Origin of the sequence: Kribbella rubisoli (assembly GCF_004217145.1) — a bacterium.
Taxonomy (GTDB): domain Bacteria; phylum Actinomycetota; class Actinomycetes; order Propionibacteriales; family Kribbellaceae; genus Kribbella; species Kribbella rubisoli.
In genome coordinates this window covers 276,331-295,617 of the sequence record NZ_SHKR01000018.1, presented here as the reverse complement: position 1 = coordinate 295,617, position 19,287 = coordinate 276,331, and the positions used below count along the sequence as shown (strand labels likewise).

Sequence of the window (19,287 nt, the reverse complement as noted above, 5' to 3'; positions counted from 1 at the left end):
CGCATCCGGGAGTGTCCCGGGGGTGCCCCGGGGCACTCACGGATGCGGGGCGATGCCGCTCCCGGGCAGGCTCGCAGTACCGAGTCTGACGATCTGGAGGACGTTCCCGATGGCGGTTACCAGAGGTTTCCAGGGGCGGCGTTCCACGGCGGAGTCGTCGCAGCTACCGCCCGGCCAGTACCTCACCAGGGACTTCCCGGTGCTCTCGGCGGGACCGACGCCGTACACCCCGCTAGAGAGCTGGGACTTCACCGTTCGCGGCGCCGTCGACACGCCGGTCACGTGGTCGTGGGAGGAGTTCCGCTCGCTGCCGGCCGAGAGCTTCACCGTCGACATCCACTGCGTGACCAAGTGGTCCAAGCTCGACACTAGCTGGCGAGGTGTTTCCGTGGACGCCTTGCTCGGCGCGGCGTCGCCCCGTGCGGAGTACGTCACCGCGTTCTGCGATGGCGGGTACACCACGAATCTTCCGGTCGCGGACCTGCGCGGCGGACAGGCCTGGGTGGTGTTCGAGTACGACGGGAACCCCCTTCCGCCCGTCCACGGCGGACCGGCGCGGCTGCTGGTCCCGCATCTGTACTTCTGGAAGAGCGCGAAGTGGGTCAGGGGCCTCGAGATCCGCGCGGACGACGAACCCGGCTTCTGGGAGATGTACGGCTACCACAACTACGGAGATCCATGGCGAGAACAGCGATACCAGGGCGACTGACCTGGCAGCAGGCCACGGTCGTGGAGACCAGGTTCGACACACCGCAGGTGAAGAGCATCGCCTTGACCGTACCGGGGTGGAGCGGGCACCGGGCCGGCCAGCATGTCGACGTACGGCTGACGGCGCCGGACGGGTACCAGGCGGAGCGGAGCTACTCGATCGCGTCGGCGCCGGAGGACGGCTATGTGGTGCTGAGTGTCGAGCGACTCGACGACGGCGAGGTCTCGCCGTTCCTGGTGGACGAGCTCCGGACCGGGGACGAGCTCGAGCTCCGCGGTCCGGTCGGCGGGTACTTCGTCTGGGACGAGCCGCTCGGCGGACCGCTCTTCCTCGTGGCCGGTGGCTCCGGCCTGGCGCCGCTGAGGGCGATGATGAGGCACCATCGGGCGACCCGCAGCGAGGTTCCGGTCCGGGCGCTGTGCTCGGCCCGCTCGCTGGAGGCGCTGCTCTATCGGGAGGAGCTGATGGAGCTTGCGGCGTGCGACCCGTTCGACATCTCGATCACTCTGACCCGGGTGCAACCCAGCGCCTGGCGGGGCTATCGCCGCCGGATCGACAGCGACCTGCTGGCCGAGGTGGCCTGGCCGCCGGCGGATCGGTCGTTGACCTACATCTGCGGGCCGACCGCGTTCGTCGAGACCGCGGCGGCCGGGCTCGTCGGCCTGGGCCACGATCCGGCACGGATCAGGACGGAACGCTTCGGCGGGACAGGGGTACAGCCATGACGAGGTACGACGGGAACGCGATCGCCGGCACGCTGGAAGACATCTTCGGCGGCGACCTGACGACCGCGGCCTGCGTCTGTGGCCAATGCGGGCAGTCCGGCGTCGTTGCCGAGATCGCGATCTACTTCGGCGGCCCGGGAATAGTTGCCCGGTGCCCGTACTGCGACCACGTACTGCTCGTGATCACCCGACACAGTGGCATGTACTGCGTTGACGTGACCGGCTTCGCGCAGCTGTCCACTCCGTCAGCTCTTGCGTAGGTCGGGCGCCGGACAGCCGACAAGCAAGCGGCGGACGCAGTCCCACGTCCGGCGGAACATTTCCTGGATCCGCTCGCCGCTGTTGCCGAGCAGTCGCACCGCGACACCACACGAGTTCGGGAGTTCGGTCGCACCCAGGATCATGTCCGGTTCCTCGTCGAGCGCACGCACGGCGCTGATCAACGTCTCCGGCGCTACCTTGCCGGTGATCACGAACAGGTTGGCCAGAACGGTGAAGCCACCCAGCACAGCGGGGGACCCAGGGGTGGCGTCTCCGCCGGGGATCATCCGTTGGCAGTCGAAGAACAGGAGTCCGCCATCCGCGCGATCGTGCACCGCGAGCTCTGACCAGTAGAGGTCATAGACGTGCGATTCGCCGTAGGCGACCCGTCCTGGCAGGACCATGTCCCCGAGGATCACGGTGGACGTCCGGTCCCAGCTGACGTTCATCCGCTGGAAGAAACGCGATCCGGCGCAGGGTACGACCGCATCGGGCAGGTGTTCGACGTACGCGTTGTTCCCGGTCGTCAGCGTGACCAGCTGGGACACGAAGTCCTGCCGTGCGGCGAACACCTTGGTCGGGGTCTGGGTGGTGACGTGGACGAGGCTGTCGTCGGCGCAGGTCAGATCGACCCGGTACCGGTCGCCCTGGACCAGGCCGTCGCCGGACTGCTGGAGATACAGGAACGCCATCCCGGGCAGGCCCGGATCGAGATAGATCGGCCGGTAGAGATGCAGCGGAGCGCGCTGGAGTTGGTGGACGACGCGGGTGACGCCGCTCACCGGCGCCAGGCTGAGCTCGAGAACGCCGAGCTTGCCCGTACTCCCGACGCCGAGGTTGCCGTCGACAACTGCGCTGTAGGCGGCCACCTCCGGGGGCAGGTCCTGGTCGGGAGCGGACGCCGTACTCACGAAACCGCAGCTGCGACGACAGCGTCTATGCGGTCGGCGACGACGTCGAGCCCCTGCCCGGTGAAGCAGTTCGTGAGCACGAACGGACGGTCGCCCCGAACTGCGCCGGCGTCGTCGCGCATCACCTGCAGACTGGCCCGGACATGCTCGGCCAGGTCGATCTTGTTGATCACCAGCAGATCCGAGTTCGTCACCCCGGGACCACGTTTACGGGGAATCTTGTCGCCCTGGGCAACATCGATGACGAAGATGTAGAGGTCGGCGAGCAGCGGACTGAACGTCAGGGTGAGATTGTCCCCGCCGGACTCGATTAGGACGACATCCCCGTCCGGGAAGGAGGCGGTCAACTCGTCGACGGCCTGCAGGTTCATGGTGGGATCGTCGCGGACCGCCGTGTGCGGGCAGGATCCGGTCTCGACCCCGACGATGCGCGCGCTGTCCAGGACGCCGGCGAGTGCGCTGCGGACGTGGATCGCGTCCTCCCGGGTGAAGATGTCGTTGGTGACGACCAGGGGAGCGCGCCCGCGTTCGATCAGGCGTGGCACCAGCGCCTCGATCAGCGCGGTCTTGCCGGAGCCCACCGGACCGCCGATACCGATCCGCGGTACGCCGGGATGCCGGGCCCGCTGACCGTTGCTGCTGGCAACAATGGTGTGAGTGTGTGTCATCTCGGATCTCCTTGCTAGTTGGCGAACAGGCGTACTTCGGCCACCTCGTGCCGCATCGACATCAGGTCGAGCGCGGGGGTGTAGCCCGCAACGGAGCTGACGCCTCGCCGACCGGCTTCTTGCGTCGCCTGGTCGGCTACCTCGGCAAGCGCGGTCCGCGAGCCGTGCAGGATGCGCTGCGCGACCTGGTGGTCGGCCAGGCCGAGACGCACTGCCGCGGAGGTGAAGTTGGCGGCGAACGCGTACAGCTCGCCGGCCACCGCCTCCTGTGCGGTCAGACCGATCGACGCGCTGAGCAGTCCGAGAACGACCGCATGGTGCCCGGCAGTTGCCCCGTCGCGCACCAGTGCGGCGTACGCGTCGAGTTCAGGATCGTCGACGAAGGTGCGCGCGGTGTCGAGCAACGCCTTGCCGGTTCGGATCGATCCGTTGCGCGCCTCGGTCGTGAGTTTCACCGCAGTCAGCCTTCGATCGACAGCCACTGCCAGCTCGTACGACGAGTGCGCGCAGGCGACGGCTGTTCCGTCGACCGGCCCGGCGCTCAGCCGAAGACAGTCGACGAGGAGCTGCTGCAACGCCGGGATCGTCGCCGGAACCGCTCCGCTCTGGACAAGCGGCTCGAGACCGTGGGACAGCGTGTACCGGCCGCTGGGAAAGGCCGAGTCTGCCAGCTGCAACGCGGACAGGTGGGTGACCGGACTGCTGCTCATCAGACGATGTAGTACAGCTGGGACAAGGAGACCTGGTCGACGGCTTCGACCGTGGCAGGCTGCCCGTCGACACGGACCTGGTACGTCTCCGCATCCACGGTGATCTCCGGTGTCGCGTCGTTGCGGAGCATCTGCGCCTTTCCGACCGTCCGGCATTGGCGGACAGGCTCGATCCAGCGGTCCAGACCCAGGTCCGCGACGGTGCCGGCCTCGACCGCCGCCTCGGACACGAACGTCATCGACGTACGGCCGACAGCCCGCCCGAGCGTTCCGTACATCGGCCGGAGCAGAACCGGCTCCGGGGTCGGGATCGAGGCGTTGGGGTCGCCCATCACCGCCCACGCCACGAAACCGCCTTTGATCACGTACTTCGGTTTGACGCCGAACGTGTTCGTCGGCCAGAGCACGATGTCGGCAACCTTGCCCACTTCGAGCGAGCCGACGAGATGGCCGATTCCGTGCGTCCGCGCCGGATTGATCGTCAGCTTGGCGAGATAGCGCAGGATCCGCTGGTTGTCGTTCCGCGCGGAGTCGCCGTCCAGGCTGCCGGTCAGGCGTTTCATCTTGTCCGCCGTCCGCCAGCAGCTGGCGACCGTATCGCCGATCCGTCCCATCGCCTGCGAGTCCGAGGAGTACATGCTGAGCACACCCCAGTCGTGCAGTACGTCCTCGGCGGCCTGCGTCTCGGCCCGGATCCGCGACTGGGCGAACGCGACGTCTTCGGGGTTCGCGGGGTTGAGGTGGTGCGTCACGACCGTCATGTAGAAGAGGTTGTCGGTCGTGTCGGTGGTGAACGGGCGGGTCGGATTCGTGGACGACGGCAGCACGTTGGGCAGCGACGCGATCGACATCATGTCCGGCGCGTGCCCGCCGCCGGCACCCTCGGTGTGGTACGAGTGGATCGCCCGGCCGTCGATCGCCGCGATCGTGTCCGCCAGGTAGCCGCTCTCGTTCAACGTGTCGGCGTGCAGCGCGACCTGGACGTCGTACTCGTCCGCGACCGTGAGGGCACAGTCGATGGCGGCGGGCGTCGCGCCCCAGTCCTCGTGCACCTTGAGGCCGCAGGCGCCGGCCCGGATCTGGTCGGCGAGTGACTCCGGCCGGCTGCTGTTTCCTTTGCCCAGCAGCCCGATGTTGACCGGTAGGCCGGCCGTGGCTTCGAACATCCGGGCCAGGTTCCATGGCCCCGGCGTGCAGGTCGTCCCCTTGGATCCGTCGGCAGGTCCGGTGCCCCCGCCGATCAGCGTCGTGAGACCGCTGGCCACGGCATGCGGAACCTGGTCGGGCGTGAGGAAGTGGACATGCGTGTCGATCGCCCCCGGGGTAGCGACGAGTCCTTCACCGGCGATGACCTCGGTGCCCGCGCCGACGATCATGCCCGGAGTGACTCCGTCCTGGAGCTGTGGATTGCCGGCCTGGCCGATACCGGCGATCCGGCCGTCGCGGACGCCGATGTCGGCCTTGACGATCCCGAGAACCGAATCCATCACGACCACCGAGGTGATGACCAGGTCGAGCACACCGTCGGCCGTCCGTAGCCCGGGGGCCTGGCCCATGCCGTCCCGCAGCGACTTCCCGCCTCCGTAGACAGCCTCCTCGCCCGGGGTCAGCAGGCTGCGTTCGACCTCGGCGAGTAATGCGGTGTCCGCCAGCCGGAAGCGGTCGCCGGTGGTCGGGCCGTAGAGCGACGCGTACTGCTGGCGGCTGATGGTGCTCATGGCAACTGTCCGTCGACGAGTCCGCTGAAGCCGATCACGCGGCGGAGGCCACCGTACGCGACGAGGCCGACGGTGCGCTCGTCGCCGGCCTCGAAGCGGATCGACTGACCGGCCGGTACGTCGAGCCGCATCCCGAGAGTGATCGCGCGATCGAATTCCAGCGCGCGGTTCACCTCAAAGAAGTGATAGTGCGACCCGACCTGGATCGGCCGGTCGCCGGTGTTCCGCACACTCAGCCGGCACGTCCGCCGACCGGCGTTGATCTCGACCGGCTCGTCGGCCAGCAGCCACTCTCCGGGAATCATCGTTCCTCCGCTCAGGGGATCGGGTTGCTGACCGACACGAGCTGGGTGCCGGTGCGGAAGGTTGCCTCGACCTGGACGATCGTGATCATCTCCGCGACGCCGTCCATGACCTCGGTCCGGGCCAGGACCTGCTTGCCGAGCGCCATCGTGTCCGCCACGGACCGGCCGTCCCGCGCTGCTTCGAGCAACGTCTCGGTGATCACGGCGATCGCCTCGGGCAGGTTGAGCCGCAGACCGCGGGCACGCCGTCGCCTGGCCAGCTCCGCGACCTGGTAGATGACCAGCTTCTCGGTCTCCCGCGGAGTGAGCATCAGCGACGACACCCACGACTCGATCCGCGGACCCGGCCCGCTCTCGATCGTCATGGCCTAGAAGCCCGCCAGACCCTGCGGACTGTTGTACGGGATCTCCGCCTCCGTGATCGGCACGAGCGAGGCGTCGGCCTGTACGGCGTACCCGACGAGTTTCGAGGCGTTGCCGAAGAGCTGGTACAGGAACGTGCCTTCCGGGCACAGCCAGTTGTCGCTCGGACCGCTGCTGACGGTCCCGTTGAGCGCGCGGAATGTACCGTCGCCGGCCACTCTCGGGCTGGCCTGGTCCTGCGCGACCGACACGACGTTGCCGTCGATGCGGAAGCTGGACAGGCTGCTGTAGCCGAAGTTCGTCGCGTAGACGAACCGGTCGTCAGGACTGACGGACAGCCAGCAGAGCTCGGACGGACGTCCTGCGCTGGTGTCGATCTGGACCAGCGGCCCGGTGGTGATCTTGCCGTTCGCCCCGATGCTCGCCAGGACGATCCCGTCCCCGACCGCCGCGCCGATGACGAAGTGGTCAGGGCGGTCGTGCAGGAAGGCCGGGTAGAACGGTGAGCCGCACCCGGCGTCCTGGAACGATGCTTCGCCGAGGGCGCCGTCCTCGCCGACTCCGAACACCGCGAGGCCGTCGGGGTCGGGCGCGTTGGAGGCGATCGAGCGTGGCCGGCCGTCGTCGCCGGTCACCCACAGGATCGGTGAGCCGTCCGGATTCGCGTGCGGCAGCTGGTCGAACGTGGTGCCGACGATCAGGTACTGGCCGTCCGGCGTCAGCACCGCCATGGTGGGCACCCGCTCGTCCTTGCCGGGCGTGTTCACGGTGTGCTTCTCGCTGCGCGGGGTCAGCCGGCCGTCGCCGTCCACGGACATGAGGCGTAGATGATCCGGGCCGAACGAGTGCAGCACGTAGAGCGTGTTCGACGCGGGCGCGTACGCGAGGGACTTGGCTGTTCCGCTCGGGCCGGTGACGAGGTTCCCGGTGCGCTTGACGTCGATCAGGCTCAGCTTGCCGTCGGCGCTGACGCCGAAGCTGGAGACCGAGTTGTCGCCGCCGTTCGTCGCGAACAGGAACCGCCGGTCAGGGCTGAGGATGACGCTGGCCGCGCCCTCGAACGCGTTCGGTGCGCTGGCCTGACCGCTGATCGGCTTGAACACGCCCGAGCCGGCGCCGCCGGTCGGGATCCGCTCGACCTCGGCGATCGTGCCGTCGGTGGCGCGGTGGTAGTGGATCAGGTGATTGCTCAGCTCGTTCGTCTGCAGGTAGAGGTTACCTGCGATCTGCGCGTCAGTCGCCGATTCGCTCATGGACATCTGTGGGGTGGGCATGACGCCTCTCCTTGCTCGATCGGTCGCAGGATCCCGGCTCCGGCTGTCCCGGGTGCGCTGCGATCGTCGCGCCGGCCGACCGCCCGCCGCGTCCGGGATCCACCCGGCCGGACCCCCGGTGTGGGCACCTGCCTCGCATCCCTCGCCAGGTGCACCGGGGGATCGCCAGGGACGGTTCCCGAAGCGAACACCGCAACGACCCGGACACCCTGGAGGCCGGCTCACAGTGAGGAACAGGCGATGGCGTTGAAGCTCGGCACGTTGCTGCCGCAGAACTGGAACTACACCCCCGGCACGGATCTGATCTCGGCGGCGAAGGCGGCCGAGGAGATCGGGTACGACAGCGTGTGGGTCTACGAGCGGGTGCTGTACGCACAGGACCAGACCGGGATCCACCGGCTCACGGAGTACGGCGACGGTTCCTGGCCCGAGCTGTACCGCCAGGTGATGGACCCGTTGGTGGCCCTGTCGATGGTCGCCGCCGTGACCAGCCGCGTCGAGGTCGGTACCGCGATCGTGGTCCCGCCGCTGCACATGCCGTTCCGGCTGGCCCGGTCCTTCGCCTCGATCGCGGCGGCCAGCGGTGGCCGGGTCGTCGCCGGCTTGGGCAGCGGCTGGTCGTACGACGAGTTCAGTGCGACCGCACCGCGGCCGATCGCGGAGCGTGGTGCGGCGCTGGACGAGTTCCTCGACATGGCGGCGGCGATGTGGGCTCCTGACCCCGTCTCGTTCGAGAACGAGCGATACACCGTGTATCCGGCCGAGGTCGGGCCGAAGCCTGCGGAGCCGATCCCGGTGTTCCTGGGCGGCCCCAGCCGGAGGGCGCGGAACCGGGTGGTCCGACGGGCGTCCGGCTGGATGCCGAGCCTGCTGCCCCCGGCCGACGTCACGTCGAAGTACCGCGAGGTGCTGAAGATGGCCGAGGAGTACGGCCGGGACCCCGACGAGCTCAGCTGCCGGTGCTTGGTCGGACTCGGCCCGATCGCCGAGGTGCCTGCCGCTGGACGACCGCCGTACACGGGCAGTATCGACCAGGTCCTCGACGATCTCGCCGAGCTCGCCGCCGGAGGTGTCGACGAGGTGATCCTCACGCTCCCGTTCGTTGCCAACGGCATTGATGAGCTGAACGAGCTCGCGGCCGAGTTCCATGCCCGCTTCCGTGCCGCCGGGCTGTGACCGAGGAGTCAGCCCCATGACTTTGCTCCAACCTGGCGATGCCTTTCCGGAGTTGTCACTCACCGTGCCCGGCGGGGGAGGAGTGACCGTGCCGGAGGTGTTCGACGGCGAGTACGGCGTGATGTTGTTCTATCGCGGATCGTGGTGTCAGTACTGCAACCACCAACTGCGAGCGTTCCAGCGCGCTCGCGCCGCCCTGACCGACGTCGGGATCCGGGTGGCGGCGTTGTCGGTCGACGACGAAACGACCACCGCCGGCCTGATGGCGAGGCACCGCGTGAGGTTTCCGGTCGGGTACGGCGCCGACGCCCGCGCGATCGCCGACCTCACCGGTGCCTTCGTCCATGAGGACCCGCTGTACCTGCAGTCCACGGGCTTCGTCCTGAACCCTGACGGCAAGGTCATGGTCAGCGTCTACTCCAGCGGAGCCATCGGACGCCTAGTCCCCGAGGACGTGGCGGGCTACGTCCGCCATGTGCAGGAGCACGAACCCTCACCGGTCTGACGACAATCCTCCGCGAACACGGCCGGGTTTAGAGTGAGTTTCTCGCTTGGTTGTGGGAGCTGCCGATGGAGAGATCTGGTAGGCGGCGTTCCTTCAGTCGGCCGCATCGCTCGGTGGAGATGCGGGACCGGCAGGTGGAGCGCGAGGTGATGACGGAGTTCCTGGGGTCGGTTCGTGCTGGCGACGGCCGGGCCGTGGTCGTGCGCGGTGAGCCGGGTGTCGGCAAGTCGTCGCTGCTCGACTACTTGGTGGAGAGCGCGTCCGGTTGCCGTTTGGCGCGCGCGGCGGGCGTCGAGTCCGAGATGGAGCTGGCGTACGCCGGTCTGCACCAGCTGTTGGCGTCGATGGTGCACCGCTTGGACGGGCTGCCTGGACCGCAGCGGGACGCGCTGCAGACGGCATTCGGACTGAGCGACGGCCCGGCGCCGGACCGGTTTCTGGTCGGGCTGGCGACGCTAAGTCTGCTGGCCGACGTCGCCGAGGACCATCCGCTCGTCTGTGTGGTGGACGACGAGCAGTGGCTGGACCGTGCCTCTGCGCAGGTGCTCGGGTTCGTCGCTCGGCGGCTTGTCGCCGAGCCGGTCGGCGTGGTCTTCGCGACCCGGGCTGCGATCGACGACCTGGCCGGCCTTCCGGAGGTCGTGATGGAGGGCCTCGAGGATGCCGACGCTCGCGATCTTCTCGAGGCCTCGCTGTCCGGGCCGCTGGACGCGCAGGTCGCCGATCGCCTGATCGCCGATGCCGCCGGTAATCCGCTGGCACTGCTCGAGTTGCCGCGCGGGCTGACGCCGGCGGAGCTGGCCGGCGGGTTCGCGTTGCCGAACGCGATGCCGCTGCCCAGCCGGATCGAGGCGAGTTTCCGGAGAAGACTCGACGAGCTTCCCGAGGAGACCCAGCGCCTACTGCTCGTGGCCGCGGCCGAACCGATCGGAGATCCAGTCCTCGTCTGGCAGGCCGCTGAGCGACTTGGGCTTCCCGCCGACGCCGCGGCACCGGCGGCTGAGGCCGGTTTGTTGGAGGTCGGCGCACACGTCTGGTTCAGGCACCCGCTGGTGCGCTCAGCGGCGTACCGCTCGACCTCGGTCCGGAGTCGTCAGGAAGCGCATCGTGCGCTGGCCGACGTTACAGATCCGGTCACCGACCCCGACCGTCGCGCCTGGCACCTCGCGCACGCAGCGACCGGGCCGGACGAAGGAGTTGCTGCGGAGCTCGAGCGATCGGCGGAGCGGGCCCGCGCTCGCGGCGGGATAGCAGCTGCCGCTGCGTTCCTCGATCGTGCGGTCAGGCTGACAAGTGATCCGATCCAGCGTGCGGAGCGGGCGCTGGCCGCGGCAGAGGCGGGCTTCCAGGCCGGTGCGTTCGACGCCGCGCTCGGCCTGCTGTCCGTCGCCGAGGCCGGTCGACTCGACGACTTCGAGCGAGCTCGGGTCGAGTTGCTCCGCGGTCACATCGCGTTCGCCGCGGGGCGGTTCACCGACGCCCCTGGCCTGTTGCTGGCTGCGGCCGGACATCTGGAGAACTACGACCTGCAGCTCGCCCGCGAGACCTATCTGCACGCCTGGGCGGCCGCGGTCGGAGCCGGTCACCTGGCCGAGGACGGCATCCTGCTGTCGATCTGTCGCGCGGTCCGGACCCTGCCGCCCGACTCCGACACCGGCGATCCGCAACCGCTCGTCGTCCTGCTCGAGGGGCTCGCGGCGCTGATTGCCGACGGCCGGGCCGCGTCGACGCCTGCCCTGCTGCTGGCGGCGCGAATGTTCGCGAGTGGCGATCGCTCGGTCGACGAGATGCTGCGTTGGGGCTGGCTGGCCGCGGCGGTGAGCATCGCGGTCTGGGACGACGACGGCCGGCTCGCGATCGCCGAGCAGACGGTCCGGACGGTCCGCGAGTCCGGCGCACTCGCGCAGCTTCCGGTCATCCTGACCGTCCTCGGGACGGCCGCCCTGCTGAGCGGCGACTTCGCCCGAGCGGCAGCGGCAATTGCCGAAGGCGACACGATCGCGACGGCCACCGGAAGCCAGGTCGCGCCCCATGTCGCCCTGCGGTTGCTGGCCCTGCAGGGCAAGGAGAACGAGGCGTCGGCCATGATCGCGGCCACGATCGAGCAGGCCGGCGAGCAGTCCATCACAGCCGCCAACGCGTACTGGGCTGCGGCGCTGCTGCACAACGGCTGCGGCCGGTACGCCGAAGCAGCGGCCGCGGCGCAGCAGGCGACGTCCAACACGTTCGAGCCGTGGATCTCGACGTGGGCGTTGCCGGACCTGATCGAGGCTGCGGTGCGCGCCGGCGACGTCGACCTCGCACAGGGCGCGTTCGACCGGCTGACCGAGACCACCCAGCCGAGCGGGACCGATTGGGCGCTTGGGATTGAGGCGCGAGCGCAGGCCCTGCTGAGCGATGGCGCAGTGGCTGACAAGCTCTACCAGCAGTCAATCGAGCGTTTGAGCCACACGCAGCTGCGGCCGGAGCTTGCCCGAACCCGATTGGTGTACGGCGAATGGCTCCGCCGCGCGGGTCGACGTACCGATGCTCGCGATCAGCTGCGTCTCGCGCACGAGCTGTTCGAGGTGATCGGGATGGCAGCGTTCGCCGAACGTGCCTGGCGGGAGCTGGCGGCGACCGGAGAACGTGTCGGCCGGCGCGGTGAGGCCGTCTCCGGCGAGCTCACCGCGCAGGAATCCCTGATCGCCCGGCTCGCCCGAGACGGACTGTCCAATCCGGAGATCGGTGCGCGGCTGTTCCTCAGCGCGCGGACGGTCAAGTACCACCTGGCGAAGGTGTACACGAAGCTCGGCATCACCTCCCGTGCGCAACTCGACCAGGTTCTGCCTGGCCCAGGCCAGTAGCGGTCCGCCCGGACGACTGTCCACTGGCCGATGCGAGCCGGTGGACCGAACGGCCAGTGTGTTCGTGGGTCCCAGGAAGGGGTGCCATGAACCATTCACATCCGTGGCGTACCGCGTTGTCACGGTTCAGTCCGTTCGCGAGTGGCTGGAGCACGGTCGATCCGGGTGAGCAGGGCAGCGCCGGCCCGCTGGCGGCGCTCGGGCTGGCCACGAGCTGGCTCAACTCGCCTCCGCTGACGGCCGAGGCTCTCCACGGTCGCGTCGTACTGGTCGATTTCTGCACCTACACCTGCGTCAACTGGCTCCGGACGCTGCCGTACCGCCGGGCCTGGACGGAGAAGTACGGGCGGTACGGCCTGGCGGTGATCGGCGTCCACACACCCGAGTTCGACTTCGAGCACGATCTCGGGAACGTGCAGCGCGCCGTCGACGAACTCGAGATCGACCATCCGGTGGCGATCGACAACGACTACGCGATCTGGACTTCGTTCGAGAACCACTACTGGCCGGCCCTGTACTTCGTCGACGTGCTCGGTACCGTCCGGCACCACCACTTCGGCGAGGGCGAGTACGAGCAGTCGGAGTTGATGATCCAGGGGCTGCTGGCCGAGGCCGGTGCGACCGGCTTCGACCCCGAGCCCGTCCAGGTCGACGCGATCGGCGTCGAGGCGGCGGCCGGATGGGACGACCTGTGGTCACCCGAAAACTACCTCGGCTACGAGCGCGCGGAGAACTTCGCCTCACCCAACGGCACCGTCCTCGGAACCGTCCACGACTACGTGACGCCGTCGGACCTCGCCCTCAACCACTGGGCCCTGGCCGGCGACTGGAGCATCGACCGGCGGGCAGTCCTGCTCAACCGCGCGAACGGGACCATCACGTACCGCTTCCACGCTCGCGACGTCAACATCGTGCTAGCCCCGTCCATCGGCCGCGTTCCTTTCCAGGTCCGGATCGACGGCAGGCCGCCGACCGGAGCGCACGGTGCCGATGTAGATGCCGACGGCAACGGTCTCCTAGACCGGCCACGGCTCTACCAGCTCATCCGTCAGTCCGGCCGGATCACCGACCGGACCTTCGAGATCGTCTTTCACCAGGCCGGCGTACAGGCCTATGCCTTCACGTTCGGCTGACAAGGAGAGTCGTCATGCCTGAGCACCTCAGCAGCCACCATCGCGCCGTACTGCGGAAGATCTTCCAGCATCCCGTGAGTCACAACATCGAGTGGCACGACGTGCTGTCGCTGCTCGAGGCGGTCGGGACGGTCGAACGCCGTCACGACGGCAAGGTCGAGGTCACGGTCGGGTCCGAGACTGGGTTCTTCGACTTACCCGAGCACAAGGACACGGAGATCGAGGCCGTGGTCGGCATCCGCCGGCTGCTCGAGGCAGCCGGCTTCTCCGAAGCCGGTGCGCCGGACTGATCAGGAGGTCGAGCACATGTCACCGACATGGCAGGCAATACTGGAGGGGCTGGTCGTGCTCCTCGCAATCTTTCTCGGGGTCCGGACCGGCGGGATCGGTCTCGGCCTGTGGGGTGCGACCGGTACGGCGGTACTGATCTTCGCGTTCGGGGCCGACCCCGGCACGCCGCCGGTCGACGCGTTCTTCATCATCATCGCGGTGATCACGGCGTCGGCGGTGATGCAGGCCGCCGGCGGCATCGACTGGCTGGTGTCGATCGCGTCAAGGATCATCCGGCGCAACCCGCGCAGGATCACGCTCGTCGCTCCGCTGGTGGGCGTTCGCCTTCACGCTGGGCGCCGGTACGTCGAACATCTTCTTCGCGCTGATCCCGGTGATCTACGAGACGTCGTACCGCAACGGGGTCCGGCCGGAGCGGCCGTTGGCGGCGTCGACGGTGACGTCGGCGCTCGGGATCACGGCGAGTCCGGTGTCGGCGGCGATGGCGGCGTACCTGACTCTGCTTCCGGACGACTTCACGCTGGCGGACATCCTCAAGATCACGATCCCGGCCTCGATCGTCGCGTGTGTGGTGACGTCGCTCGTCCAGAACCGGATCGGCAAGAACCTGGCCGATGACCCGCAGTACCAGGCCCGGCTCAAGGAGGGTCTCGTCCCGCCGCCTGCCGAGGTGGGTGCCGACCAGCACCGGTCACTTCCGAAGACGGCCGCCCGCAGCGCGTACGTGTTCCTGGCTGCGGTCGTGGTGATCGTGATCCTGGGCCTGTTCGACGAGCTCCGGCCGACCGTGACCGTGGCCAAGGTGTCCGGGCCGCTCAGCATGACCATCGTGATCGAGGTGGTGATGTTCACCGCTGCACTGGTGAACCTGCTGTGGAACCGGGTCCCGCCGGGTGATGTCGTCAAGGAACCGCTGATGGAGTCCGGGCTGGTTGCGGCGATCGCCCTGTTCGGTATCGCCTGGATGGCGGACACGTTCCTGGTGAACAACCAGGAGACCGTGGTCAACCCGCTCGCCGATATCGTCAAGGACCATTCCTGGTTCCTTGCCGTGGCGATCTTCCTGGTCGCGGGCCTGACGACCAGTCAGTCGGCCACGACCCGGACCATCGTGCCGATCGCGCTCGCCTCGTTGTCGCCGGCAACGATCACGGCGATGTGGCCGTCGTTGGTCGGCGTCTGGCTGTTCCCGGCGAACGGGTCACAGATCGCCGCGGTGAACATCGACAAGACCGGTACGACGCGGCTGTCCAAGGTGCCGATCTGGCACTCGTTCACGATCCCGATGCTGGTGTCGTGGATCTCCGTGGTGCTCGTCGGACTACTGATCGCAAGCCTTGCGTACTAAGGAGGATCCAGCCATGAACCGCGACGACGTACGGAACAGGGTCGCCAAGATGATGCCGGAGCTGCTCGCAGACCTCGAGGGATTCACCAGGCTGGCTTCGATCGCGTTCCCCGGCTACCCCGCTGAGCCGGTCCATCAGATGGCGGCGAAGACCGTGGAGGTGATGCGCGCAGCGGGCTTCCGCAATGCGGCGCTGCAGGAGGTGCCGGACGGGTATCCGCCGGTCTACGCGACGGTCGACGGGCCGGAAGGTTCGCCGACAGTGATGCTGTACGCGCATTACGACGTACAGCCTGCCCCTCCCGAACAGAACTGGACGTCGGACCCGTGGACGCCGACGCGCAAGGACGACGGGAGGTTGTACGGACGAGGGATCTCCGACGACAAGAGCGGCTTGGTCATTCACGCCGGAACGATGAAGGCCTTCGACGGTACGCCGCCTTGTCACGTCAAGCTGATCGTCGAGGGGATGGAGGAGACGAACTCGAATCTCGAGGCGTTCGTCGCGGCGCACCCGGAGCTCTTCCAGTGCGACGTGTTCGTGGTCGCGGACATGGGCAATCTGAAGGTGGGGGAGCCGACGCTGACCACGACGCTTCGGGGTGATGTGGCCTGCATGGTGACGGTGCGGACCCTCGAGCACTCGCTTCATTCGGGGGTGTTCGGCGGACCGGTCCCGGACGCTCTCATGGCGTTGGCTCAGCTGCTGGCCACCTTGCATGATGCCGACGGCAACGTTGCGGTGGAGGGCGTGTCCGGGTCCGACTGGGACGGGTTGGACTTCTCCGAAGCGGACCTCCGCGCCGGTGCCGACCTCGTGGACGGCGTACGCATGATCGGGACGGGCACGATCGGGTCCCGCCTGTGGTCGAGGCCGTCGATCAACGTGATCGGGCTCGACATGACCTCGGTCGACGGATCGTCCAACGTGCTGATCCCCGAAGTACGAGCGAAGCTGTCGATGCGGATCGTCCCCGGCTCGTCTCCCAGGGCGGAGCTGGACGCGCTGGTGCGGCACCTCGAGTCGCACGCGCCGTGGGGCGCCGAGGTCACGGTGGAACGCACGAAGGAAGCGGCCCCGTTCCGGGCCGCGACCGACGGGCCTGGGTACGCCGCTGCTCGTCAGGCGTTGGCGGATGCCTACGGCTCGCCGGCTGGGGAAGCCGGGTCCGGGGGCTCGATCCCGTTGCTCCAGACGTTGCAACATGCCGCTCCGAACGCCGAGTTCATCCTCTGGGGAGCGGAGGACACGGCGCAGGCTCGGATTCACGCCTCGGACGAGAGCGTCGACCCGAGCGAGATCGAGGCGATGACGTTGGCCCAGGTGTTCCTCCTCCAGGACCTGGCCGCTCACAAACCGTAGGACCGATTGGAGTAAGGAGCTCAGTCATGAACACGAAGGGAAGTGTGGTCGGGGCCGTGTCCAAGGCGCTGGTCTGGCGCGGGCTGCTGGCTATCGCGATCGGCGTCGTGTCGGTCGTCTGGCCTCACATCACTGTTGGCGCATTCGTCATCCTGTTCGCCGTGTATGCCTTCATAGCGGCCGGCATGGATGCGGTCCGCGCCTTCACCAGCGGCGGGGCCGGAGGAGTCGTCGGCAATCTGCTGCTCTCGCTGCTGTCGCTCGCGGCCGGCGTGATCGCGTTGGTCTGGCCGGGGCCTACGGCAACGGTCCTGACGCTGATCGTGGGCTGGTGGGCGTTGTTCACCGGCCTGGTCGAGATCGCAATGGTGTTCACCAGCGGTCGTCGGGCCGGGGAGCGTGCCTGGCTGATTCTGAGTGGGCTGATCTCGATCGTTTTCGGCGTGGCGCTGTTCATCCGGCCTGATCTCGGAGCGCTGTCGCTGGCGACCGTCTTCGGCCTGTACAGCATCTTCTTCGGCATCAGCTCGCTTGTCGTCGCCCGCGACGGACACGACCTGCAACGCGCGACCCGGCGTACCGCCGAGGCCGTTCCGGATCCAAGTTAGGAGAGAATCATGAACTACACCGAGAAACTGCAAGAACTGCAGCAGCGCGTCGACGGCGCCGTGAAGGAGGTCCGGCAGGCCGCCACGGAGGACCACGAGCAACTTGAGGCGCGCATCGACAAGCACCAGCAGAACGTGCAGTCGGCGGTCGACAAGGGACAGCAGCGGATGGACAAGGCAGCTGACCAGCTCGACAGCAAATGGACCCAGGTCATGACCGACGCCTCCGCCAAGGTCGCCGACCTGAAGGCCAAGGTGGACCAACGCCGCCGCGAACACGACGCCGAGGCGGCCAGCACCGACGCCGACTGGGCCGAATCCGACGCCGCAGCCGCCATCGACCTGGCCTCCTGGGCCACCGACAACGCCCGCCTGTCAATTTTCGACGCCCTGGACGCCCGCGCCTACGCCAACGACCTCACCGCCCGGGCCGCCCAGCACAACTGACCCCACCTCGCGGAGGCCGTTGCCCCCAACAACGGCCTCCGCCCACCGCGAGTGCTGGCTAAGCTGCCTGGTGTGACTGTGGGGTCGACGGGTGGCAGCGGAGTGCTTTCGACGTGCTGTCGGGTCGCTGAACGCAGACCCGGAGTACAAGGATTTCTCGGTCTGGGGTACGGCGATGTACTGCTGGATGCGTGGCACGCAATGGCAGCAGGCGATTGTGCGGCTGGCTCGGAACATCCAGCTGGGAGTGCGGATGGACCTTGCCGGACTCGACGTTGGCCTGGCGTGGTGGTACGCGCCGCGGGTGCAGATCGAGCAGTACCGGACTGCGGTGGCGGACGATGGTCCGGGACGGCGGCTGGTTGCGTTCCTGCAGGGTGTCGAGCGGGACGGGTTCGCCATCTCGGGGGGATCTGCTGGAGCGGCCGCCGGAGCGTTGTGCTGCACACCATCCGCGCGCGGAGATGTCGCGGCACAAGTCGGGCCATCGAGGCAGTGGTCCTGGAAGGCATTGTGTCGCTGACTACCAGTAAGAAATGCTTCACGCAGGGGTAGCGAGACAGCAAGCTCCGCAATAGCCTGGTCTTCCCCGGAGGGTCCAAGCCTGGCGCCACCCCACACGCGCCGCTGGGCCCTTCGCCGCATATCAGGGTGGAGTCCAGAAGTCCGGCGGGCACTTGTCCGCATAATCGAACCTATGTTCTATTCTGTTCTCATGGGGACCAACCGACGCTACCCGAGGCAGCCGCTTCCGGATCTGCGGAGGCGGCACTGTTGGGTGCTTGCCACTGCATCGGAGCGCGGCCCCTGGCCGGGCTTGATTTTGGAGTGGCGGCGGACCAATGGGGACGGCTGGGCGCGAGGGCCCGGCGACGGGTTGTGCCGGCTGGGAATCTTCGTGGATGGGATGTCGCGTCCAGGCGGCTGCCGGACCACTCCCGGCTGCCATGATGCCTGCGTCCATCGCTTGGCATTCGTCGACAGTTCGGTCTCCCGCCTGCTCCGTCACTGCTCCGTGGAAGCCTGACAAGCATCGGTCATCGACGCGTGGCAATGAGTATCGAAACCGCAGGTCAGACGGTATATCGGCAGGCAGGTCCGATCTCCCCCCGCATGTACCAGGAAGATCCTCGACATCTTCGAAGGCACCCAACAAATCCAGCAACTGATTGTCGCCCGCAGACTGCTGGGGAAGACATCAGCTGAGCTCAAATAGCCTTATTGCAGGGCGTTCTGTCTCAGGCTGAGATCCTGCGCGACTATCCGATCGTCCTCACGCCCTCGTCGGCCTAGCCCGCCTTCAGGCAGGATCGCGACACCCGCGGGGTCGACGAGGTCGGAGCGCTGACCGCTGCCCAGTGGCCGATGATCGCGATCCCGGTGCTCGGGCTGCCGGCGGTTTCTGTCCCGACCGGTGTTGCTGATGGACTCCCGACGGGCGTCCAGCTCTTCGGCGGTCGCTACAGCGACCACCTACTGCTCGATGCGGCCGACCGGATCGAGGAACGCGCTGGTCGCTTCTGGCCGGACCTGCAGGAGGCTGTCGTCAGCCCCTGAGCTCGTCGGCAAGGTACGTGCCGGCACCGCGCTCGACCAGGCCGTGGTTGTTCAGTTGCAGGACCTCGTTGACGAGGGCCCCGGTGTGGTTGCGGTAGTTGATCACGATTGTGCTGAGTCCGGTGTAGACGTGAATGACCTCGAAGTGCAGGTCGGGGATCTTCTCCAGCCCGAGCGCCCAGTAACCGCGGATCGCCTGCTTGCCGCGAAGGACGCCCTGCGTCTCCGGAAGTAGCCGTGCTGCGACCGGAGAGGAGAACTCCGCATCTTCGGTGAAGTGCGAAAGCACCGCTTCGAGATCGTGCGCGTTCCATGCCTCTACCCATTGCTGAGCGAACTTCTCAGCCGCTGCAATATCCACGGAGCTCA

General features: G+C 67.9%; 22 protein-coding genes and 1 pseudogene. 15 read left to right on the top strand and 8 right to left on the bottom strand.

Annotated features, from left to right (window positions below; genetic code table 11):
• The first annotated feature begins 109 nt into the window (after nucleotides 1-109).
• Genes EV645_RS39485 through EV645_RS39475 form a run of 3 tightly spaced genes read left to right on the top strand, consistent with a single transcriptional unit; the run spans nucleotide 110 to nucleotide 1,694 of the window.
• Nucleotides 110-709 carry a sulfite oxidase-like oxidoreductase gene (locus EV645_RS39485; protein WP_130450002.1) on the top strand — a complete coding sequence of 200 codons (600 nt, stop codon included), beginning with the start codon at nucleotides 110-112 and terminating at the stop codon, nucleotides 707-709.
• Nucleotides 679-1,434 (top strand): ferredoxin reductase, encoded by a 756-nt coding sequence (locus EV645_RS39480; protein WP_130450000.1) that lies wholly within the window; start codon nucleotides 679-681, stop codon nucleotides 1,432-1,434. The genes EV645_RS39485 and EV645_RS39480 overlap by 31 nt, the downstream gene beginning before the upstream one ends.
• Nucleotides 1,431-1,694, top strand: a complete 264-nt coding sequence (locus tag EV645_RS39475) for a DUF6510 family protein (RefSeq protein WP_198682157.1) — start codon at nucleotides 1,431-1,433, stop codon at nucleotides 1,692-1,694. The genes EV645_RS39480 and EV645_RS39475 overlap by 4 nt, the downstream gene beginning before the upstream one ends.
• Here the strand turns inward: EV645_RS39475 and EV645_RS39470 are convergent.
• The 7 genes from EV645_RS39470 to EV645_RS39440 are packed head-to-tail and all read right to left on the bottom strand — an operon-like array spanning nucleotide 1,680 to nucleotide 7,644.
• On the bottom strand, nucleotides 1,680-2,606 hold the full coding sequence (locus EV645_RS39470; RefSeq protein ID WP_130449998.1) for an urease accessory protein UreD: 927 nt from the start codon (nucleotides 2,604-2,606) through the stop codon (nucleotides 1,680-1,682). The two genes, EV645_RS39475 and EV645_RS39470, sit on opposite strands and share 15 nt — an antisense overlap.
• The gene (ureG, locus tag EV645_RS39465; protein ID WP_130449996.1) at nucleotides 2,603-3,274 is read right to left on the bottom strand and encodes an urease accessory protein UreG; all 672 of its coding nucleotides are present in this window, start codon (nucleotides 3,272-3,274) and stop codon (nucleotides 2,603-2,605) included. Before ureG ends, EV645_RS39470 begins: the two co-directional genes overlap by 4 nt.
• Nucleotides 3,275-3,288: 14 nt before the next feature.
• Nucleotides 3,289-3,984, bottom strand: a complete 696-nt coding sequence (locus tag EV645_RS39460) for an urease accessory protein UreF (RefSeq protein WP_130449994.1) — start codon at nucleotides 3,982-3,984, stop codon at nucleotides 3,289-3,291.
• Nucleotides 3,984-5,702: an urease subunit alpha gene (gene ureC / locus EV645_RS39455; protein ID WP_130449992.1), complete on the bottom strand. Its 1,719-nt coding sequence runs from the start codon at nucleotides 5,700-5,702 to the stop codon at nucleotides 3,984-3,986. Before ureC ends, EV645_RS39460 begins: the two co-directional genes overlap by 1 nt.
• Nucleotides 5,699-6,007 (bottom strand): urease subunit beta, encoded by a 309-nt coding sequence (locus EV645_RS39450; RefSeq protein WP_130449990.1) that lies wholly within the window; start codon nucleotides 6,005-6,007, stop codon nucleotides 5,699-5,701. The genes ureC and EV645_RS39450 overlap by 4 nt, the downstream gene beginning before the upstream one ends.
• 11 nt (nucleotides 6,008-6,018) lie before the next feature.
• The gene (locus EV645_RS39445) at nucleotides 6,019-6,372 is read right to left on the bottom strand and encodes an urease subunit gamma (protein WP_422386672.1); all 354 of its coding nucleotides are present in this window, start codon (nucleotides 6,370-6,372) and stop codon (nucleotides 6,019-6,021) included.
• Between the two features lie 3 nt (nucleotides 6,373-6,375).
• Nucleotides 6,376-7,644 carry a lactonase family protein gene (locus tag EV645_RS39440; RefSeq protein WP_198682156.1) on the bottom strand — a complete coding sequence of 423 codons (1,269 nt, stop codon included), beginning with the start codon at nucleotides 7,642-7,644 and terminating at the stop codon, nucleotides 6,376-6,378.
• A gap of 240 nt (nucleotides 7,645-7,884) precedes the next feature.
• Between EV645_RS39440 and EV645_RS39435 the strand changes: the two genes are divergently transcribed.
• The 12 genes and pseudogenes from EV645_RS39435 (at nucleotide 7,885) to EV645_RS39385 (ending at nucleotide 18,918) form a co-directional block, all read left to right on the top strand.
• Nucleotides 7,885-8,820, top strand: coding sequence for a TIGR03619 family F420-dependent LLM class oxidoreductase (locus EV645_RS39435; protein WP_130449988.1), 936 nt, complete (start codon nucleotides 7,885-7,887; stop codon nucleotides 8,818-8,820).
• Nucleotides 8,821-8,836: 16 nt separating this feature from the next.
• Entirely contained in the window at nucleotides 8,837-9,325 is a 489-nt protein-coding gene (locus tag EV645_RS39430; protein WP_130449986.1) for a redoxin domain-containing protein, read from the top strand.
• A 65-nt stretch (nucleotides 9,326-9,390) separates the two neighbouring features.
• Nucleotides 9,391-12,171, top strand: coding sequence for a helix-turn-helix transcriptional regulator (locus EV645_RS39425; RefSeq protein ID WP_130449984.1), 2,781 nt, complete (start codon nucleotides 9,391-9,393; stop codon nucleotides 12,169-12,171).
• Between the two features lie 86 nt (nucleotides 12,172-12,257).
• Complete coding sequence (locus EV645_RS39420) at nucleotides 12,258-13,304, top strand: thioredoxin family protein (protein ID WP_157997264.1); 1,047 nt, start codon at nucleotides 12,258-12,260, stop codon at nucleotides 13,302-13,304.
• 14 nt (nucleotides 13,305-13,318) lie between these two features.
• A complete protein-coding gene (locus EV645_RS39415; RefSeq protein ID WP_130449982.1) occupies nucleotides 13,319-13,594 on the top strand; it encodes a hypothetical protein in 276 nt (91 codons plus the stop codon).
• 16 nt (nucleotides 13,595-13,610) lie between these two features.
• Nucleotides 13,611-13,853 (top strand): annotated as a pseudogene (locus EV645_RS43495) (anaerobic C4-dicarboxylate transporter family protein); the annotation flags it as partial.
• Between the two features lie 73 nt (nucleotides 13,854-13,926).
• Complete coding sequence (locus EV645_RS39410) at nucleotides 13,927-14,943, top strand: anaerobic C4-dicarboxylate transporter family protein (RefSeq protein WP_198682175.1); 1,017 nt, start codon at nucleotides 13,927-13,929, stop codon at nucleotides 14,941-14,943.
• 13 nt (nucleotides 14,944-14,956) lie between these two features.
• Entirely contained in the window at nucleotides 14,957-16,306 is a 1,350-nt protein-coding gene (locus tag EV645_RS39405; protein WP_130449980.1) for a M20/M25/M40 family metallo-hydrolase, read from the top strand.
• A gap of 26 nt (nucleotides 16,307-16,332) precedes the next feature.
• Nucleotides 16,333-16,914, top strand: a complete 582-nt coding sequence (locus EV645_RS39400; protein WP_130449978.1) for an HdeD family acid-resistance protein — start codon at nucleotides 16,333-16,335, stop codon at nucleotides 16,912-16,914.
• Nucleotides 16,915-16,923: 9 nt separating this feature from the next.
• Nucleotides 16,924-17,361 (top strand): hypothetical protein, encoded by a 438-nt coding sequence (locus tag EV645_RS39395; RefSeq protein ID WP_130449976.1) that lies wholly within the window; start codon nucleotides 16,924-16,926, stop codon nucleotides 17,359-17,361.
• A gap of 91 nt (nucleotides 17,362-17,452) precedes the next feature.
• On the top strand, nucleotides 17,453-17,884 hold the full coding sequence (locus EV645_RS39390) for a hypothetical protein (RefSeq protein WP_130449975.1): 432 nt from the start codon (nucleotides 17,453-17,455) through the stop codon (nucleotides 17,882-17,884).
• Between the two features lie 842 nt (nucleotides 17,885-18,726).
• The gene (locus tag EV645_RS39385; RefSeq protein WP_130449974.1) at nucleotides 18,727-18,918 is read left to right on the top strand and encodes an amidase family protein; all 192 of its coding nucleotides are present in this window, start codon (nucleotides 18,727-18,729) and stop codon (nucleotides 18,916-18,918) included.
• On the opposite strand, the gene EV645_RS39380 is transcribed toward EV645_RS39385, so the two are convergent.
• A complete protein-coding gene (locus tag EV645_RS39380) occupies nucleotides 18,908-19,279 on the bottom strand; it encodes a YybH family protein (protein WP_130449973.1) in 372 nt (123 codons plus the stop codon). The two genes, EV645_RS39385 and EV645_RS39380, sit on opposite strands and share 11 nt — an antisense overlap.
• Nucleotides 19,280-19,287: the final 8 nt, after the last annotated feature.

What these genes read in the sequence shown, in the direction of transcription:
- EV645_RS39430 (WP_130449986.1), top strand. Translation starts at nt 8,837, where the DNA reads ATGACTTTGCTCCAACCTGGCGATGCCTTTCCGGAGTTGTCACTCACC.
- EV645_RS39415 (WP_130449982.1), top strand. Translation starts at nt 13,319, where the DNA reads ATGCCTGAGCACCTCAGCAGCCACCATCGCGCCGTACTGCGGAAGATC.
- EV645_RS39440 (WP_198682156.1), bottom strand. Translation starts at nt 7,644, where the DNA reads ATGCCCACCCCACAGATGTCCATGAGCGAATCGGCGACTGACGCGCAG.
- EV645_RS39395 (WP_130449976.1), top strand. Translation starts at nt 16,924, where the DNA reads ATGAACTACACCGAGAAACTGCAAGAACTGCAGCAGCGCGTCGACGGC.
- EV645_RS39450 (WP_130449990.1), bottom strand. Translation starts at nt 6,007, where the DNA reads ATGATTCCCGGAGAGTGGCTGCTGGCCGACGAGCCGGTCGAGATCAAC.
- EV645_RS39485 (WP_130450002.1), top strand. Translation starts at nt 110, where the DNA reads ATGGCGGTTACCAGAGGTTTCCAGGGGCGGCGTTCCACGGCGGAGTCG.
- EV645_RS39480 (WP_130450000.1), top strand. Translation starts at nt 679, where the DNA reads ATGGCGAGAACAGCGATACCAGGGCGACTGACCTGGCAGCAGGCCACG.
- EV645_RS39405 (WP_130449980.1), top strand. Translation starts at nt 14,957, where the DNA reads ATGAACCGCGACGACGTACGGAACAGGGTCGCCAAGATGATGCCGGAG.
- ureC (WP_130449992.1), bottom strand. Translation starts at nt 5,702, where the DNA reads ATGAGCACCATCAGCCGCCAGCAGTACGCGTCGCTCTACGGCCCGACC.
- EV645_RS39425 (WP_130449984.1), top strand. Translation starts at nt 9,391, where the DNA reads ATGGAGAGATCTGGTAGGCGGCGTTCCTTCAGTCGGCCGCATCGCTCG.
- EV645_RS39445 (WP_422386672.1), bottom strand. Translation starts at nt 6,372, where the DNA reads ATGACGATCGAGAGCGGGCCGGGTCCGCGGATCGAGTCGTGGGTGTCG.
- EV645_RS39400 (WP_130449978.1), top strand. Translation starts at nt 16,333, where the DNA reads ATGAACACGAAGGGAAGTGTGGTCGGGGCCGTGTCCAAGGCGCTGGTC.
- EV645_RS39385 (WP_130449974.1), top strand. Translation starts at nt 18,727, where the DNA reads ATGATCGCGATCCCGGTGCTCGGGCTGCCGGCGGTTTCTGTCCCGACC.
- EV645_RS39475 (WP_198682157.1), top strand. Translation starts at nt 1,431, where the DNA reads ATGACGAGGTACGACGGGAACGCGATCGCCGGCACGCTGGAAGACATC.
- EV645_RS39460 (WP_130449994.1), bottom strand. Translation starts at nt 3,984, where the DNA reads ATGAGCAGCAGTCCGGTCACCCACCTGTCCGCGTTGCAGCTGGCAGAC.
- EV645_RS39420 (WP_157997264.1), top strand. Translation starts at nt 12,258, where the DNA reads ATGAACCATTCACATCCGTGGCGTACCGCGTTGTCACGGTTCAGTCCG.
- EV645_RS39435 (WP_130449988.1), top strand. Translation starts at nt 7,885, where the DNA reads ATGGCGTTGAAGCTCGGCACGTTGCTGCCGCAGAACTGGAACTACACC.
- ureG (WP_130449996.1), bottom strand. Translation starts at nt 3,274, where the DNA reads ATGACACACACTCACACCATTGTTGCCAGCAGCAACGGTCAGCGGGCC.